Origin of the sequence: Pseudoalteromonas rubra, from assembly GCF_001482385.1 — a bacterium.
In the GTDB taxonomy this organism is placed as follows: Bacteria; Pseudomonadota; Gammaproteobacteria; order Enterobacterales; family Alteromonadaceae; genus Pseudoalteromonas; species Pseudoalteromonas ardens.
Genome location: NZ_CP013612.1, coordinates 802,428 through 816,895 on the forward strand (window position 1 = coordinate 802,428; position 14,468 = coordinate 816,895).

The following is a 14,468-nucleotide window of genomic DNA, read 5'->3' on the forward strand; positions in this document are numbered from 1 at the left end:
GACCAGGTATTAAGTGAAATTGGTGTTATAATTGATCGCAATCAATGGCGCTCACGATGGCGTGTACGTCCGGGTTATTTGACAGCTTTTCAAACAGTTCGCCAAAGGTCTCACCCCCTTTCGTACGTATTGTGACAACGGTGCCGTAATAGTATGTTGTCAGATCAAATGTGTAAGTCATCCCGGCGCGTGTTTGCGTGCCCAAAGCAAGTTCTGTGGAGCCATTACTGTCAGGAAAGTAATTATCTATTATCAGGTTATCGGCCAAAATCTGATAATTGCTGGTGTAGCTGTTACGACTGTTTAGTGCTATACCAATCCCGCAGTTGCGATCATGTAGTTGTGGGTAGACAACAAATAGTTCGGCTGTATTGGTGTCTTTTTGTAAAGTTGCAAAATCGCCACTGCGTTTTATCCAGTCGCCCGCATCTGCATGGGCATAAGATACTAAGGTCAAGGCGGTTAATGTCAGCGTGCGCAAGATGTATTTGATTGTCTGCTTCATTGTGTGAACTCCTGTTTTGTTAGTTTTCCCAACTTTAAAAAAGCCAGCTAAATTAATAAAATAGAAGTCATCAATGTGTGTGATAGACAAACCTAATGGTTCAATGATCTCATTCGTGATGCTGTAACTCATTGGCCAATTGTTGTGCCCGAGTAATTTCATCGAGTGTCATACGCTGTTCCAGGTGCTGCCTTGTCCACTCAACGCGACTATACACCTCACTGTCCTGGCGGGTTTGCAAAAAGTAATGGCTGTAGGCCAGCGCCTGAATATAGTCTTGTCCGCCTGTATCAGGGTCCAGATATTGATAGCCACGGATCAGCTGTAGGATCGCTTTTTCTCCACCTAGCAATGCGACTTGCTCAGTCACTTGATACTTTTGCGCGGTGAATGCTTTCATGCGGGCAACCTGCTCATCTCTGGTAAGTGTGCTGAATTTCAGTGCCTGATGCACTTCTTTTGGGGCAAGTCGCCAAAGTACATCGGCCGCTTCATCAGAGCCCATTTGGGCTGCTTGCATCAGTTTCTCTACATAGTTTTCATCACGGCTGGTGTTGCCCAGACAGCGTTGATATCGAGCTTTCATAGTTTCGACTATCTCGTGTACTTCATCGCGCGATAATGCCTCATCGAGCCATTGATTGAACGCTTTGTCGGTACGCGGTACGCTGCGACATTGGCGTACTTGTACGGCCTCCATAAACAGTGCTTCAGGTGACACGGCCTGCACTTGTTTCTGCTCGGATAGCTGAGGTGTCGTGTTGAGGGGTTGATTTGCTCGGTCCGGGTGGAGATCCTGTTCGACAATGGGCTCTGAAACTTTGATATTTTCGGCGCTATTGTGTTCTTTTGGGTAAAACACCACAGTACAAATAGAAAGGCAAAGGCCTGCAAGCAGGCCAATATGTGTACGACGCATTAAAAGATTACCTGTTGATGAAAGGCGCCGCATCATTGAAGCGGCACCTGGGATTAAAATCCGTTTTTAAGTGCCTGAACTCGGTCTACGACTTTGCCCTGATGGATCACCGCATGTATTTTTTGGGTGTTCTGAATATTTTCAATCGGTGAGGCATCCAGTATCACAAAGCTTGCCTGAGCCCCTGGTTTTAGGCTGTTGTCTATTCCCAAAAAGGTACCTGCCCGTGTGGTTGTCGCTGCCAGCGTTTGCCAGTTCGACATGCCCGCCTGGGTCAGTTTAAGCATTTCTCTGTGCACTGAATAACCCTGAATGGTGCCGTAATTACCAGCATCTGTTCCGTTTAAAATAGTGACGCCAGCTTTAATTAGCTCGGCCAGGTTGGCGGTTCTTTGCGCATCCTGCTTACGCCACTTTGCTTCTCTGTCTCCCCACCTCTTCATTGTTTCTTCGCTCTGGTAGCCTGCAATGATGGCTGGGGTGGTCATAGCCTGAAGCAGCTCAGAGGCGATCACTGTCTTGTCGAACAGAAAGTCTGTTAGATCGGTATGCACTGTCATGGTTGGGATCACCACCATTTTTGCCGCGGCAATTTTATCTGCCAGTCCTGGCGGGATCGGCGTGCCGGGCATGTGTGTGAACGCTGTAGCTCCTACGTCGATGGCATCGATGACGTCCTGCCAGGTTTTAAGGTGGACGATGGTTTTGATCCCGAGTTTGTTGCTCTGTTGGACGATGGCAGCAAAGGTGGCCTTATCAATCGAAGGCTGGTCGTCACTGGGCTGATATACCACTTTAATCACATCGGGTTTGGCTTTGGCCAGGCTCTGCACCTGAGCGATAGCTTCTTCTGGGGTCGACATAGTGCGCGTTTCCAGACCGTATTCTGTGCAATGACCTTTTGGTGCAGTCAGACAAGATAAACTGCTGTAGATGTCAGCACCAAAAAAGGTGCCTGCTCTTTGCTTTTCTCGTACGGCTATCAGATCTTGCTCATCGCCAAATAAGTCTACAAATCCGGTTACACCTGCATACAGCGCGCGTTGGGAGATTTTTTCAGTTCCTGCAAAGTCTGATTTGGCGTGAGGAGCTCGATTGCCAAACGCATGAACATGCATATCGATCAGCCCCGGGATAAGCCAGCGGTTATTCAGGTTGAGTGTCCGTCCTTTAAAATTGGCCGGAGGCGCTGGGTATTCAGCGGCTATTTTACCTTGTTCAATCAGCAAAGCACTGCGACGGATCTCTTGTTGTTCGACATCGACAATCTGAACCTGAGTAAGTAGTAATGCATCGGATGACATGGCCTGTGTTTCAGCTGCGTAGCTGAATTGTGCACTTAAACACATGCTGATGGCGCCACCGAGTAAGCCTGTGAGTTTTGGAATTATTGTTTTCATTATCAGGCTCCTTGAGCAGAAAATTGTTTTTTATTAGTGTTATATCCAACACCATAGTGTGCCGATGTAACAGATAGTGTGCAACGTTAAATATTCTGAATTACCTAATGTAAAGGGGGTTGACGCAAACTAAGCAGGTGCCGGCGCACACTCAGTATGACCGACTTTGTTTTTTTAACTGTTTTTATATACAGTATTTTGTGGTTTACTATGCACCTTAATAGGAGACCAATACGATGCTAGAATTAATAAAACAGGTACCTTCTGCCCAGGAATATTGCGATATGCGCGTTAAGGCCGGGCTGTCGCCAAAGTCGCTGGAAGCAGCTGAAATTGGCTTACCTAATACACTGTATGGTGTGTCGATCCGCGATGGCGAAAAGTTGATTGCGATGGGCCGGGTAGTCGGTGATGGTGCCTGTAATTTTGAGGTTGTCGATGTGGCAGTCGACCCTGCTTATCAGGGACAAGGATTGGGTCGTCGTGTGATGGAATCGATTGATGCATATTTGTCGTCTGTAGCATTGCCCGGGTCTTATGTGTCAATGATTGCCGATGAGCCGGTATTTTATGAAAAACTGGGTTATAGGCTGGTTGCACCAAAGAGCCAGGGCATGACCAAGAAGTTTCAGCCCCACAAATAAGCTTAAGGGTTACTATGAAACAGAATATTGCGCACGTTGCGCTGGTGGTTAACGACTACGACGAAGCGCTCGACTTTTATGTGGGTAAACTCGGATTTGAGTTGATAGAAGATAGCTACCAGGCTGAGCAGGATAAACGCTGGGTCGTAGTGGCTCCCCCGAATTCTCATGGCATGGCTTTATTGTTGGCAAAGGCCTCTAAACCCCGACAAAAACCTTTTATCGGTGATCAGGCTGGCGGTCGTGTGTTTTTGTTTTTAAGTACCGATGACTTTTGGCGGGATTACGAATGGATGAAAGCCAAGGGGATACAGTTTGTGCGTGAGCCCGCTACGCAGGACTATGGCACTGTCGCTGTGTTTGAAGATCTCTATGGCAATTTATGGGATCTGATCCAATATGTCGATGGCCATCCCATGTCGGCCAGGTGTCGTTAGTTGCTGCGGGAATGGCGAACAATACTTGCTGCTGAACACGGGTAAATAGCGTACACTCGCGCAATCATCCAATGTTGTATCTTTTTGGGTTATATAACAATGATAAAAGTTGATTACTCTCAGTATACTCAGGCTGAACTCCACGAAGCGCTGCAACAAATCACACCTGACTCAGAGCACTATTTAGCCCTGCTCGCCGAGATAGATGCTCGTCAGGGGGAAGCCGAATTGCACGAACAACAGCAAGCAAAAAAATCACCTCACACTACTGAAAGGCGTGTGAAAGTCATAGGATATATACAGCTGCTGGCCGCATTTGTGATGACCGTCGGGCTGATATTCGGCCCCCTTAGTTCATGGCTGTCTCTTGTTAGTGTGCCTTTTATTTTGCTCAGTGCTGCTGCGGGTTATACGGCGGTTAAAGAGCAGGTAAAGTGGTATTGGTTATCGATACTGAATCAGGGGCTACAGATTGTCAGTTTCTCTTTTGGCGTACTTAATTACAAGTATACGGGGCTTGGGGGCATTCAAATCGGTTTTACCTGGTTGAAAGACTTTGAACTGTCTTTTGGTATTTTATTTTCTTCCACCGTCCGCCTGACAGGACACTCCGGCGCGTTTTCTTTGAATGCAGTTCAGATAGACATGTTCGCGCTGGTATTGATGATTGCGCTGCTTACTCTGCGGTCTCGTCAGCAATAAGTCAGCCCTAAAGTGGCTGTTCAGGCCACTAATTTGTTGTATGTTACCCCTCTTATTCTCAAATCATCTTATTTATTCCTTTAATGAATATGTGATATTATATCTTAATTGTGCAGTATGAGCTGTTGGCATAATCTAAATAGCTCGTTGAGTAAGAAAGGTAAATGTATGTTATTTGAGTTAGAAACCTATACTCGCCACGCCAAGTGGCTGGGCCTCGTTGCCATTGGAGTCTCTATCTTAGCCTGGACGGTTGAGCTAATGGGCGTGGTTTATGTCTGCCCTTATTGCCGTGTACAACGTACCGTGATTGGTCTGCTAGGTTTGATGTTGTTCACCGGTGCCGGGCGTCATTGGATGGGCAAGTATGCGGCTATGGTCATGGGCTTTTTTGGCGCTGTTGTTGCTGCGAACCAGCATTTTATGGGCTGGAAAAAGATTTCGGCTGGTAAGTTTGAGTTTCATGAAACCCTGATTGTTGATCCCTTCTTGCTGTCGGGCTTCGCAATGACGGCAATCATCGGCCTGGTTTGGTTGATAACCCGACAACAAAAGTGATTGTTTCCTCCTCCATTGTGTTTACTATGAATCACAATGAAGTGATTTAATTGAGTGTACTGGCGCGGCCATTTGAGTGTCAGTATGCTCTTTGTTAAGGAAGCATGATGAAGTATGACATATACATAGTAGATGCCTTTACCCAGGCTCAATTCAAAGGCAATTCGGCCGCCGTAGTCCCTGTTAACCTATGGCCGGAAGACACCACAATGCAGCAGATTGCTGCTGAAAACAACCTCTCTGAAACCGCTTTCATTCGCTCTATTGAGACAGGATCAGGTCATCACTTTGAGATCCGATGGTTTTCTCCGCTGACAGAAATCGCTTTTTGTGGTCATGCAACACTCGCTGCGTCGTTTGTGATTTTTAATCATTTAGGTGCCAAGGGCGAGATTACCTTCCTTACCCGCGAGGTGGGCCCTTTAACTGTTAATCAGTTGCCGGATCAGCGAATAGAAATGAGCTTTCCGAACCAGCAGCCTGAGCCTGTCGAGCAAGCGCCAGCTGCGTTACTGGAGGGCTTGTCTGAGCAGCCTGCACAGGTGCTTAAAAATCGTCAGGCTTACTTTGCTGTGTTCGATCAAGCCGCTTCGGTAGAGCAATTGACATACCATAGTGATTTACTCAAACAGCTGGCTCCACTGGACGTGGTAGCAACAGCACGAGCTGACAATTATGACTTCATTTCTCGCTATTTTTGGCCTGCCAATGGTGGCGATGAAGATCCTGTTACCGGTTCCATTCATGCAGGGCTGGCCCCATACTGGGCAGTGATATTGGGTCGCGATGAATTGGTGGCCTATCAGGCCTCGCAGCGTGGTGGTGTATTACATTGTCAGGTAGCAGGCGAGCGAGTTTTGGTATCCGGGTTTGGGGTGTTGTATTTGCAGGGTACTATTTTCGTTGCTGATTAAACAAAGCCCGAAGCATTGTGCTTCGGGCCAAGATGTTTTTAGGCTGGCTTTTCATCCTTCATCACCGCCACCAGAAGTGCCGGCAAAAAGGTCAGGCTGAGTAGCGTCGAAACCAGAATACCACTGAGTACGATAATGCCTACGCCACGATATAGCTCGGTACCCTCACCCGGTATAAGCACCAGAGGCGCAAGACCAAAGATGGTGGTGGTGGTTGACATCAGTATCGGTCTGAGGCGTTTTGCAACAGCCTGTTGAACCGCTTCTTTAACCTTCAGTCCCTGTTCCATGACGTAGCGTCGGGTCTGATCGACAATCAGGATTGGGTTGTTCACCACAGTACCCAGTAAGATCAAAAAGCCCAGCATAGTGATCATGTCAAATGGCTGGTGGAAGGCACTGAGGCCCATTGCAGACAAGGTGTTGTTGATGCCATTGACGGTCACTAACCCTAACAATCCCCCTGCCATACCCAAAGGCACAGTGGCCAGAATAAACAGTGGATAGCGCCAGTGTGTGAAAATAGCCACAAGCAGCAGGTAACTCAGCACCAGCGCAATGACAAAGTTGCCAGAGAGCGACGATTTGGTTGCTTCCAGCTGGTCCGCTGCGCCACTGATGTTAACCTTAATGCCCTGAGCAATCTTGCCCTGTTGCCAGAGATTAGGTAACAGTTGCTGACGCACTATTTGCTCGGCTGTTTCCAGCGCGATGTCTCTCGGTGGAATGATGTAAACAGTGACGGTTCGGTTGCCATCAACGCGACGCACCGAATTACTGTTTTTACTTTCTACCAGATCGGCCAGCGCGTTAAGCGGCAGTACTTGTCCGTTAGGCGTGATGATCGGTGTTGTCGATAGCTGCTCTATGGTTTGGCGATTGCCAGCGCCACTGAACAGGAACATGTCAACTTTGTCATCATTGAGGATGAACTCATCAACATACGCACCATCACTCATTGCGGCCACCGCATAACCAAAGTCGCGGTTATCGAGCTCCAGTTCAGCCAGGCGTGCCCAGCGGGGCTGGATCTCTATCAGTGGCTGGTCGAGCGTCAGTGATCTGGGGTCTGAGTTAATTTGTGGCTTGTCGAACAGCTTGTCTGCTTCTGCATATACTGCTTCTGCGGCGCTGTACAAGTCTGTGATATTTGCACCGGCAATATCCACAGCCACGGCCCGTGTACCGCCGTCATTGCTGGAAATGATAGACCCTCTGGCCGAGAAAGCGCGCATGCCTTCGTAGCTTCTGAACTTGTCTGTGATAGCACTCATCATCTGATTAATGTGTTCCGGCTGTACCGGTGCACTTAAGAACCAGATCCGTCCAACCGATACTGACATGGCGTAGTATTCAAGCGGTGGCATGTCCGTATTACCCGCCAGAAAATCACTGCTGTCTGCCTGCACATAGTCATCAAAATAGGCGCGCAGTTCAGTACCAATCTTTTCCATTTCGGTCAGGTTATAATTGGGCGGCGCTATCATCATAGAGAAGGCTTTAGGCTCCTCTCCTTCTGGCAAATATTCGGCTGCTGGCATCAAGGTAGTTGCCAGACCCATGATCACGATAATGAAAGCGGCACTGGCAATGCGTGCCTGGGTGGTGCTGCGGGTAAATAACTGCGACAACTTGAGCCAATAGCTGCCCAGTTCAACCTGGCGCTTTTCTTCCAGATCCTGTTTTTTACCAAAATTCGCCAGTGCGACGGGCACCACAAAAATGGCCACAAGCATAGAGGCTATGATGGCACCTGAAATGGCAATCGCAATGTCAGAGTAGAGCTGACCGGCTTCTTGTTGCACAAATAAAATAGGCGCGAATACCAACACAGTGGTTGCGGTTGAAGCCAATACCGCTGGCCAGACTTCTTTTACACCATTAATCGCGGCTAAACGTCGGCTGATCCCTTCACGTTTGGCCTGAACGATAGACTCTAACACTACAATGGTGTTGTCTACTGTCATCCCGATGGCAAAGGCAACCCCAGCCAGAGAGATCACATTGATGGTACGGCCAAAGCTCATCAGGGCAAAAAACGCGGCGATGGTACACAGTGGGATCCCCATTACACCAACCAGGGTTGCCCGTCCTGAGCGCAGGAAGAAGTACATGACCAGAGTAGCCAGCAGTGCACCTAACGCCAGGTTAGCCCAGACATTTTCAAGTGAGCTTTTCACATAGCGTACATCGTCGCTAAGCAAGGTCAGCTCTAGACCGTTTTGTGCCAGTAATTGTTGGTTAATCTCTGCAACGACCGGGAGCATCTGCTCTTTGATGTCGAGCACATTTGAGCCGCTTTCGCGACGTACCGACAAGCGCAAAGTACGCTCGCCATTTGAATAAGACACACCGCGGGTTTCGAAGTGATCCAGCGTTACATTGGCAACATCTTTAAGCAATACATTGGCGTTGCCATCGCGTTTTATGATGAGGTTTTCCAGTTCACTGAGCTGCTCAAAACGGCCAATTACACGCAGCAGATAGCGGCTTTCACCACTCTCTATGTCACCGCCTGAGGTATCTCTGTTACGGTCGCGGATCACGGTTCTGACATCGCTCAGGCTTATACCACGCTGTGCCAGACGTGCAGCATCAACCTTAATCTGGATCTGTCGTTGTGCACCGCCACCAATGCGCACCTCGGAGACGCCAGTGACACTTTCCATACGAGGCCGGATATAGTCCTCTGCGTAGTCCCGCAGTAGATCCATGTCTAACTGTAATGGGTTACCTGGTTGTGGCTTGAGCAGGAAAAACATAAAGGCATTGCTGGAAAAGGAGCTGGAAAATAGCCTTGGCTGATCGACGTTTTCCGGATAGGCGGGTACCTGGCTGAGCGCATTGTTTACCCGAATAAGGGCATCATTGACCTCAACACCAAAGGGGAACTCCAGCTCTATGGTGGCTTCGCCCATTTCGGCAAATGAGATCATGCGTTGCAGGTTCGGTAAACTGCGCAGATAGCGCTCCTGCTCTATCAGGATCTCTTTCTCCACATCTTGTGGCGTTGCACCAGGCCAGCCCGTTTGTACTGTAATTGTTCTGACTTCCAGGTCCGGGATCATCTGCACGGGGATGTTGAGCGCTGAAACCAGGCCTAAAATGGTGGTGATCAGCACCACCACGGCCACTAAAGTGCCGCGTTTTACCGCTGATTCTATCATTGTAAGTTACCTGCCCTGGCGCTGATTTGCAGTTGTGTGCCTTCTTTTAACAGCTCAATGCCTGTGGTGATCACCGACTCATTACCTGCCAGGCCGGTTACTGCAACATAGTCTGGTCGTGAATCCGTGATAGTGACCATTCTACGTTTTGCCGTATTGTTATCGGCAATAAACACACTGCTGCCGCCATCCGGATGTTGCTTTACGGCCTTTTTGGGGATCCAGACCGCACCGTCTTGTGCGCTCAGCAACAGATCTGCCTGGGCCGACATGCCTGGGGTAAATTGAGCATGGACCGCCATGGTATCGGTCAAATCTATATGTGCCGTAAAGGTTCTGCTGGACGGATCTGTGACAGCAACAATGCGGCTGATCTCTGCCTTGATGGACTTAGCTGCGTTGATATCGGGCGTGACCATAACCGGAAGGTTAGGCGTTGAGCGCAACAGCGGGAAGTACTCCTGTGGCACATTAACCACAATCCGTAAGTCCGATTCTGCGACCAGAGTAAAGAGCTGATTGCCTGGTGTGACCCATTCGCCCATGTCCACAGAGCGTTGCCCAATCACACCTGTAAAGGGGGCATACAGGGTGTGACGACTGAGTCTTTCCTGGGCCAGCGCCACCAGAGCCTGTTGTTTGATTTCTTCTGCCTTGGCATTGGCCAGTGCGGCGGTGCGCTCGCCAATCAGCGTTTGTGCGACACTTTGCTTTTTGGAAAGGGCTTCCACTTCATCGAGTAATCGCTGTGCTTCCTGAACCGATATTTTTGCCGCCTGTGCCCCCGCTCGTGCCTGCGCCAGGTTCAGTTCGGCCAGTGTGGCATCCAGTTTTAACAGTGGCTCGCCCTGAGTGACGTTGTGGCCAACGTCAACGAGCAAAGTTTGCACCAGCCCAGACTCTTGGCTGGCCAGTTGTGCATGGTGTCTGGCTTCTACAGAGCCACTGAGGGTCATCACCCTGGGTTGCTTTGTTGCACTGGGTGTGTAAACCTCAACTTGTGTGGTTTGCGCTGTGCCTGAGTGGCTGTAGAACAACATGGTGGTGAGCAGTATAACGCTTGCGATAACGCGTGCGGAAATATGCATATAAGCCTCTAATGATAATAGTTTTCATTTAATTCTATGGGTCTTTTAACCAACAAGCATGTGATTTGCGATTAAACATGAGATTTTTGCTATTTATGGGGTTACTTGCCTCCTTTGCGGGTTTAGCAGGTATGGCAGACTGCTCCGATGCTGATAAACGGTTTGTCCATGAGCTGGTCAGTAGCCCTACATTTGAAGAAACAAAAACAAACAGAATGTATAAAGTGAAGCACGGACAAGTGTGTGTTGTGGGTAATGCATTGGCGACTGACGGTATGCGTTATTATTTGTATAAGATTGGGCCCTCTGCTCGTTATATCGCTGTGCATAACGGGCTGAGCGGACACGTGCAGATACACGGCCCGTTTAAACCTGAGTGATCTACTACCAGGTAATCGCAGAACCATCATAACTATAAAACCCCCCGCTGTCTGATGCCTGTTTGCTCTGTATTAGATCTGTCAGGCTCTGTGCCACAAAATCGGCAGAAAAAAGCTTGCCGGGTGGCACATTTTTCTGAAAAGGCACGGATAAGGCGGTATCGGTTGTACCTGGGTGGAAAGCCAGGACGCAGCAATTAGGCAGTTTATAACGCCACTCAATACTGATGGTTTTAAGCGCCATGTTCAGTGCCGCTTTGGCGCTGCGGTAACTGATCCATCCACCCAGCTGATTATCTGAAATGCTACCGATCCGGGCTGACAGAGCAACGAAGTAAGTCGGGTGTTTTGCTTTCAGTGCTTTTGCAAAGTGCTTGGCCAATAACAGCGTTGGGAGCGTATTGGCTTTGAGGTTGTCGTTGAAAAAGTCAGGGTCAAATTCCTGAATAGATTTCTCTGGGAGCTTGTTGGGCGTGTGTAGCAGTCCGGTGGCATTTATGAGCACATCGACTTCAGGCAGCTGCGCAGCCAAAGCTCTGACGTTGTCTTCCTGGCTTACATCGAGGTGGAACCATTGGACGTTTTGCGGTGTTATTTCGGGTCTGGAGGTTCGGTAGGTCGCGTATATGTGGGCTTCGGGTTGCTCACTGGCATAGTGATTAACCAGTGCTCTCCCTATGCCGCCTGATCCGCCTACAATCAGTATGATCATTTGCTTTCCCCTGCGCTGATTACTCTAATTTATTGCTTTTATTAAACGGGCATTCCCGAGAATTGGATCTGTTCAGTGAGATCGAGTTTTTACTAACTCAGTCAGTATGGCTGTTATCCGTAACGCTTGTGAGTCTTCAGATCGTTATTTTACTAACTGGAGTGTTCTACTGGATCACGTATTAACTAACGTTATCGTCATCCAGATCAAAGTATTACTAACTTACCCCTGCTCAGATCACGAATTTACTAACAGTGAAGGCATTTTGGCAGGTTTCTGGCCACTGGGTCGTTATTGTTGGCTGTTGTGGCTATATTTAGGTGCTCAGATGGCGAGTAAACCAAGTTTATGGTAGCCATAGATCATCATTTTACTAACTACTTGATAAAGTGAACAGCCTTTAGATCAGTAATTTACTAAGTGATTTTGTCTTCAGATCGTAATTTTACTAACTGAGAAGCGCTATTTGGGGTCAGAGATCATCATTTTACTAACACTTGAAGTACACAGCGTCATACAGAGCAGGTTTTTTACTAAGAGTCGGGTGAATCTAAAGTGGGTGAGAGAGATATGAGCGGGATCTTTAATCAAGTTGGTAAATTTTTGCTCCAATAGGTTGGAAAATATACCGAGTTGTTGTATCTATGTGTTTGATTTATCGATTTAATAGGGGCTGAACTTGGCTCAGCCCCTGACTATTATAAAGTGGCAAGCACAACCGCAATAAGTGTGGTTGCGGGGAGTAGGTAAAATAATGATCTCACCCAGTTAGGCCGGAAGGACAGTACGATTGCCAGCAGTAAAACGGCGAGGGCCATCTGGCCGCAGAACATCAGACTGCCGTAACCAACGGCCTGGCTAATATCGACAGCCAGAGTTAGTAAAAGCATGATCCATGCTGCAAGCAGATATCGTTTACTCTGAATCTGATCGGGTCTTGTCCCAAATACCGCTTTATAGTGCGGTGTTTTAGCCAGCGCGAAGGCCGTAAAGCTGGACAGGCACAGTAAGGTTGCAATCAGATACATCATGCAGCACGCTCCCTGCGGGCACGTTGTGGCCGAGCCTGCCGGGCAGGCTGAAGTTTTTTACTTTGCCAGAAGAACACCGCAGCGGCTAACAGAGCCAGTATGTCGAACATGGCCAATGGCCACTGAGCGTTGCTAATGTAACGGATTAAATTCCCTTGTGTTGTAAGTGCATTACACAGAGGCAGCATGAGCCAGGCACAGGCATTGGCGAGTGCCAGGGTGCGCCACCCTTGGGCATTTCGCCATTTAGCGGCAACCAGCGTTGTAGCAGCCCAGGTCAGGAAAAATGCCAGCACTTCCTGGTCGGCACGACCGCTGTTGCTGACAGGCAGTAGTCGATTGGCGTAGAAGAATGCCGCTGTAGCCAGTGGCAGGCCCATAATGGCAGCTAGGTTGAGTGATTCGACTAGCTTAAGACCAAAACTGGCTGGCTGAGTGGGTTTTTGGCGTTCTCGGATCCGTTTGGCCCACATAACGCAGCCACTGGCAATCATAGCGCAGCCTGCCAGTCCACACAGAAAGTACAACCAACGCAAGCCGGGGGAAGCCAGGCGCCCGGTGTGCATGGCAATCATACCGCCATATAATTGCGCCGCAGTGCTGTCTTCGAGGTGCACAGTATTCAGTAGTTCACCCGTTTGGCCTGAATACAGCCAGACGGCTTGCTCGTCTTTTATTTCACTGCGGTTAGCACCGTAAATTTTCATTACTGCCGCTGCATCCTGAGGGTGATCTATGATGATGCGCGAAATGGGTTGCTCTGGCCAGTTAGTAAAAAAGTGATCTAGTGACTGTGCGAAAGCCGGATCGGTCAGTGTCTGATGGCTTAGCTGAGGACGCTGTCGTTCCGGATAAAACGCTTTTCTGAATTCTTTTACCCCATCATCATACACCGTTTGCGCAGGATACGGGAAAAGCGTAAAAATAAGCGTGATCAGTCCAGTGTAGGTGATCATCAGATGAAATGGCAAAGCCAGCACTGAGCTTAGGTTATGTCCATCCAGCCAACTGCGGCTGCCCTTGCCAGCCCTGAACTGGAACATATCCTTGAAAATACGTTTGTGGATCACAATGCCTGAAACCAGCGCAACCAGCATAAACAGGCTGGCCAGACACACTATCCAGCGTGCCGTCGTACGGTCCATATAATGTAAGTCAAAATGCAAACGATAAAAGAAGCTCCCGCCTTTTGATTCTCTCGGTGTCACCGGTGTTTTGCTATCGGCCGCCAGGTTATGGCTGACCCAACTGGCTTTTTCGCCTGGCTCCGCATAGGGCAGGTGCGAGACGCGCAGTAGCGAGTTGCGCTCAGACGGTAGACTAATCCACCACCTTGCTGCGTCAGGCGCTTCTGTGTTCAGGCGTTCAAAGCCGTAGTCCAGTAGCGCTTGTTGTGAGCTCTGAACTTCAATGCTGTGGGGGTGCAGCTCAGGCTTGCTCCACAATGTAATTTCCTGACGGAAAAAGCTTAATGTGCCTGCAAAAAACACCAGCCACAACAGCCAGCAAAAAAGTAACCCGACCCAGGTATGGAGCCAGGTCATAGAACGAAAAAAACTGTCTTTCATTATTATCCTCTTAACATCAGGATCAGCAGCCATTGCACTGTTGCAAGCAGCAGCAAACCACCACAGAGGAAGCGGAGTGATTTTGTTGCGAATACAGCGATAAAAATAAGGCAGTGAATGAGTACACTCAGGCATACGCTAAATAGCACGGCATCCACTTTTGACACTGGTAACAACAAACTCATCAGGCTGATAGAAAGCGCGGTGCATGCATACCCTCCGAAAATAGCGAGAGCAAACCGGGTGATAACGTTTATGCGATAGGCTGTAAAGTAAGCAAAGTAGGGCGATAGCGACATACTTGTTCTTTGATCAAAAATAGGGAGGCGAATTATCACTGAATCGCGCTATAAATAACAGTAATTATCATTAGCAAATGCGTTAAATGTACAATTATTAATGCCAAAAGGAATATCAAATTCCTGTTGGATTAAGCTCTGGAT

The 14,468-nt window shown here is 48.6% G+C and carries 15 protein-coding genes; 6 read left to right on the plus strand and 9 right to left on the minus strand.

What is annotated here, in order from left to right; all coding sequences use genetic code 11:
• Window positions 1-25: 25 nt before the first annotated feature.
• The 3 genes from AT705_RS22485 to AT705_RS22495 all read right to left on the minus strand — a co-directional run bounded on the left by AT705_RS22485 (window position 26) and on the right by AT705_RS22495 (window position 2,824).
• Window positions 26-505 (minus strand): hypothetical protein, encoded by a 480-nt coding sequence (locus tag AT705_RS22485; protein WP_157576954.1) that lies wholly within the window; start codon window positions 503-505, stop codon window positions 26-28.
• Between the two features lie 109 nt (window positions 506-614).
• The gene (locus tag AT705_RS22490) at window positions 615-1,424 is read right to left on the minus strand and encodes a hypothetical protein (protein ID WP_058798565.1); all 810 of its coding nucleotides are present in this window, start codon (window positions 1,422-1,424) and stop codon (window positions 615-617) included.
• Window positions 1,425-1,477: 53 nt separating this feature from the next.
• On the minus strand, window positions 1,478-2,824 hold the full coding sequence (locus AT705_RS22495; RefSeq protein WP_058798566.1) for an amidohydrolase family protein: 1,347 nt from the start codon (window positions 2,822-2,824) through the stop codon (window positions 1,478-1,480).
• Window positions 2,825-3,060: 236 nt separating this feature from the next.
• On the opposite strand from AT705_RS22495, the gene AT705_RS22500 reads away from it, so the two are divergent.
• From AT705_RS22500 to AT705_RS22520, 5 genes are all read left to right on the plus strand, one after another.
• The gene (locus AT705_RS22500) at window positions 3,061-3,468 is read left to right on the plus strand and encodes a GNAT family N-acetyltransferase (protein WP_058798567.1); all 408 of its coding nucleotides are present in this window, start codon (window positions 3,061-3,063) and stop codon (window positions 3,466-3,468) included.
• Window positions 3,469-3,482: 14 nt separating this feature from the next.
• Entirely contained in the window at window positions 3,483-3,905 is a 423-nt protein-coding gene (locus AT705_RS22505; protein WP_058798568.1) for a VOC family protein, read from the plus strand.
• 99 nt (window positions 3,906-4,004) lie between these two features.
• Window positions 4,005-4,607 carry a hypothetical protein gene (locus AT705_RS22510; protein WP_058798569.1) on the plus strand — a complete coding sequence of 201 codons (603 nt, stop codon included), beginning with the start codon at window positions 4,005-4,007 and terminating at the stop codon, window positions 4,605-4,607.
• A 168-nt stretch (window positions 4,608-4,775) separates the two neighbouring features.
• The gene (locus AT705_RS22515; protein ID WP_058798570.1) at window positions 4,776-5,165 is read left to right on the plus strand and encodes a disulfide bond formation protein B; all 390 of its coding nucleotides are present in this window, start codon (window positions 4,776-4,778) and stop codon (window positions 5,163-5,165) included.
• A gap of 107 nt (window positions 5,166-5,272) precedes the next feature.
• Window positions 5,273-6,079, plus strand: coding sequence for a PhzF family phenazine biosynthesis protein (locus AT705_RS22520; RefSeq protein WP_058798571.1), 807 nt, complete (start codon window positions 5,273-5,275; stop codon window positions 6,077-6,079).
• A 38-nt stretch (window positions 6,080-6,117) separates the two neighbouring features.
• On the opposite strand, the gene AT705_RS22525 is transcribed toward AT705_RS22520, so the two are convergent.
• The gene (locus AT705_RS22525) at window positions 6,118-9,246 is read right to left on the minus strand and encodes an efflux RND transporter permease subunit (RefSeq protein WP_058798572.1); all 3,129 of its coding nucleotides are present in this window, start codon (window positions 9,244-9,246) and stop codon (window positions 6,118-6,120) included.
• A complete protein-coding gene (locus AT705_RS22530; RefSeq protein WP_058798573.1) occupies window positions 9,243-10,334 on the minus strand; it encodes an efflux RND transporter periplasmic adaptor subunit in 1,092 nt (363 codons plus the stop codon). Before AT705_RS22530 ends, AT705_RS22525 begins: the two co-directional genes overlap by 4 nt.
• Window positions 10,335-10,411: 77 nt before the next feature.
• Between AT705_RS22530 and AT705_RS22535 the strand changes: the two genes are divergently transcribed.
• Entirely contained in the window at window positions 10,412-10,714 is a 303-nt protein-coding gene (locus AT705_RS22535) for a hypothetical protein (RefSeq protein WP_157576955.1), read from the plus strand.
• Between the two features lie 4 nt (window positions 10,715-10,718).
• Here AT705_RS22535 and AT705_RS22540 read toward each other — a convergent pair whose 3' ends face one another.
• The 4 genes from AT705_RS22540 to AT705_RS22560 form a co-directional block, all read right to left on the minus strand.
• Window positions 10,719-11,426, minus strand: coding sequence for an SDR family NAD(P)-dependent oxidoreductase (locus AT705_RS22540; RefSeq protein WP_058798575.1), 708 nt, complete (start codon window positions 11,424-11,426; stop codon window positions 10,719-10,721).
• Window positions 11,427-12,124: 698 nt separating this feature from the next.
• Window positions 12,125-12,457, minus strand: a complete 333-nt coding sequence (locus tag AT705_RS22550) for a DUF3325 domain-containing protein (RefSeq protein WP_058798577.1) — start codon at window positions 12,455-12,457, stop codon at window positions 12,125-12,127.
• Window positions 12,454-14,025, minus strand: coding sequence for a PepSY-associated TM helix domain-containing protein (locus AT705_RS22555; protein ID WP_058798578.1), 1,572 nt, complete (start codon window positions 14,023-14,025; stop codon window positions 12,454-12,456). The genes AT705_RS22550 and AT705_RS22555 overlap by 4 nt, the downstream gene beginning before the upstream one ends.
• A gap of 2 nt (window positions 14,026-14,027) precedes the next feature.
• The gene (locus AT705_RS22560) at window positions 14,028-14,324 is read right to left on the minus strand and encodes a hypothetical protein (RefSeq protein ID WP_058798579.1); all 297 of its coding nucleotides are present in this window, start codon (window positions 14,322-14,324) and stop codon (window positions 14,028-14,030) included.
• Window positions 14,325-14,468: the final 144 nt, after the last annotated feature.

Coding starts and splice junctions, on each gene's coding strand:
- AT705_RS22535 (WP_157576955.1), top strand. CDS start 10,412: ATGAGATTTTTGCTATTTATGGGGTTACTTGCCTCCTTTGCGGGTTTA.
- AT705_RS22490 (WP_058798565.1), bottom strand. CDS start 1,424: ATGCGTCGTACACATATTGGCCTGCTTGCAGGCCTTTGCCTTTCTATT.
- AT705_RS22515 (WP_058798570.1), top strand. CDS start 4,776: ATGTTATTTGAGTTAGAAACCTATACTCGCCACGCCAAGTGGCTGGGC.
- AT705_RS22525 (WP_058798572.1), bottom strand. CDS start 9,246: ATGATAGAATCAGCGGTAAAACGCGGCACTTTAGTGGCCGTGGTGGTG.
- AT705_RS22560 (WP_058798579.1), bottom strand. CDS start 14,324: ATGTCGCTATCGCCCTACTTTGCTTACTTTACAGCCTATCGCATAAAC.
- AT705_RS22530 (WP_058798573.1), bottom strand. CDS start 10,334: ATGCATATTTCCGCACGCGTTATCGCAAGCGTTATACTGCTCACCACC.
- AT705_RS22500 (WP_058798567.1), top strand. CDS start 3,061: ATGCTAGAATTAATAAAACAGGTACCTTCTGCCCAGGAATATTGCGAT.
- AT705_RS22495 (WP_058798566.1), bottom strand. CDS start 2,824: ATGAAAACAATAATTCCAAAACTCACAGGCTTACTCGGTGGCGCCATC.
- AT705_RS22510 (WP_058798569.1), top strand. CDS start 4,005: ATGATAAAAGTTGATTACTCTCAGTATACTCAGGCTGAACTCCACGAA.
- AT705_RS22520 (WP_058798571.1), top strand. CDS start 5,273: ATGAAGTATGACATATACATAGTAGATGCCTTTACCCAGGCTCAATTC.
- AT705_RS22505 (WP_058798568.1), top strand. CDS start 3,483: ATGAAACAGAATATTGCGCACGTTGCGCTGGTGGTTAACGACTACGAC.
- AT705_RS22555 (WP_058798578.1), bottom strand. CDS start 14,025: ATGAAAGACAGTTTTTTTCGTTCTATGACCTGGCTCCATACCTGGGTC.
- AT705_RS22550 (WP_058798577.1), bottom strand. CDS start 12,457: ATGATGTATCTGATTGCAACCTTACTGTGCCTGTCCAGCTTTACGGCC.
- AT705_RS22485 (WP_157576954.1), bottom strand. CDS start 505: ATGAAGCAGACAATCAAATACATCTTGCGCACGCTGACATTAACCGCC.
- AT705_RS22540 (WP_058798575.1), bottom strand. CDS start 11,426: ATGATCATACTGATTGTAGGCGGATCAGGCGGCATAGGGAGAGCACTG.